The sequence below is a fragment of the uncultured Thiodictyon sp. genome (assembly GCF_903828115.1).
Classification (GTDB): domain Bacteria; phylum Pseudomonadota; class Gammaproteobacteria; order Chromatiales; family Chromatiaceae; genus Thiodictyon.
Window position 1 is genome coordinate 1 of sequence record NZ_CAIKKU010000170.1, and the last position, 1536, is coordinate 1536.

Annotated in this window: 2 protein-coding genes; one reads left to right on the forward strand and one right to left on the reverse strand. The window is 64.2% G+C overall.

Annotated features, from left to right (window positions below; all coding sequences use genetic code 11):
• Nucleotides 1-81 precede the first annotated feature (81 nt).
• A complete protein-coding gene (locus tag QZY48_RS06050) occupies nt 82-318 on the reverse strand; it encodes a CopG family transcriptional regulator (protein ID WP_295429025.1) in 237 nt (78 codons plus the stop codon).
• A 108-nt stretch (nt 319-426) separates the two neighbouring features.
• On the opposite strand from QZY48_RS06050, the gene QZY48_RS06055 reads away from it, so the two are divergent.
• Nucleotides 427-1338 carry an ATP-binding protein gene (locus QZY48_RS06055; protein WP_295429027.1) on the forward strand — a complete coding sequence of 304 codons (912 nt, stop codon included), beginning with the start codon at nt 427-429 and terminating at the stop codon, nt 1336-1338.
• The last annotated feature ends 198 nt before the right edge of the window (nt 1339-1536 follow it).

A 1536-nucleotide genomic window follows, 5' to 3' on the forward strand; every position in this document is an offset into this window, starting at 1 on the left:
CGGCGGAGCGGGATCCGGTGGACTGCGCTAGCGCTTGTCCACCCTACGGCCGTAACCATGATCAAGGCCCAAAGACCCGTCTCACCGGGGCCGGTCGCCATAAAGGACGCGGTTGTGTTCGCGGCCTGTGGGTTCGCCGCCGCCGTGGGCGATGCCGGTAATGGCGGCGAGTGGGTCCTCGTCGTCTGGATCGGGGGTCGCCAGGTACTCCGTCACCAGGCGCCGGATCAGCGCGGACGCACTGATTCCAAGCCGCCGGGCCTCCTCCCCTAACCTGCGGTGCTGCTCCGAGTCGAGCGAGATTTGTGTTCGATACATCGGGGGTCGCTCCGAGACGATGGTGGAGCCAACCCTACATCGCCGGTTGGGATGATGCAAACCCAAGCTTTCCTTGTAAATCGAAAGCGAGGCTTTAAGATTGCAAGGATGTTCCCGCGCCACGCACTCCAGACCGTCGAGCAGGCCCTCGCCCGCCAGGCCGCGGTCGCCCTGATCGGGCCGCGTCAGGTCGGCAAGACCACGCTGGCCCTGACCATCGCCGAGCAGACGGGGGCGCTTTACCTGGACTTGGAACTACCCCAGGAGCGGGCCAAACTCGCCGATCCGGCGCTCTTTCTGTCCGCCTACGAGGACCGGCTGCTCATCCTCGACGAGATCCACCGGGTCCCGGAACTGTTCCAGACCCTGCGCGGGCTCATCGATCAGGGCCGGCGGCGGGGGCGGCGCACCGGCCGCTTCCTGGTGCTGGGCTCGGCTTCCATGGATCTCTTGCGGCAATCGGGTGAGAGCCTGGCCGGACGTATCGAATATGTCGACCTGGCCCCGCTCAACTGCCTGGAGGCCGCCCCGGATCCTGCCGCGGTGAATCGGCTGTGGCTGCGTGGGGGCTTTCCGGACAGCCTGCTGGCCGCGTCCGATGCTGACAGCCTGGTCTGGCGTCAGAACTTTATCCGCACCTACCTGGAGCGCGACGTGCCGCAGTTCGGTCCCCGGATACCGGCCGCGACCCTGGGTCGGCTCTGGACCATGCTCGCCCATAATCAGGGCACCCTGCTCAACGCGGCGCGCCTGGCCGCGGGGCTCGGGGTCAGCTCACCAACGGTGGCGACCTACATCGACTTGTTGGTGGACCTGCTTCTGGTGCGCCGTCTGTTGCCATTTTGCGCCAATACCGGCAAGCGCCTGGTGAAGTCACCCAAGGTCTATGTCCGCGATTCCGGGTTGGTCCAGGCCCTGCTCGGTATCCCTGACCACAACGCATTGGCGGGCCACCCGGTGGTCGGGGCGAGTTGGGAGGGGTTGATACAGTCGCTTAAAAACCTACTCATTTCTTATTAACCATCAAAGCTCTAGCAGAACTTGAGGCGAAATCGTTGTATAGTTTGGTTATCCAAGATCGTGGATTTACCACACCTTGGGTCCGCCGCGAGTTCCGCGGTGGCAGCCTGTGGAGAGGTTCGTGAGACCTGGGGGAGCATGGCGTCGGTTCATCACCGTAAAGCTCCCCACCGTGGGAGCTAACGGCGAAAACCAAGC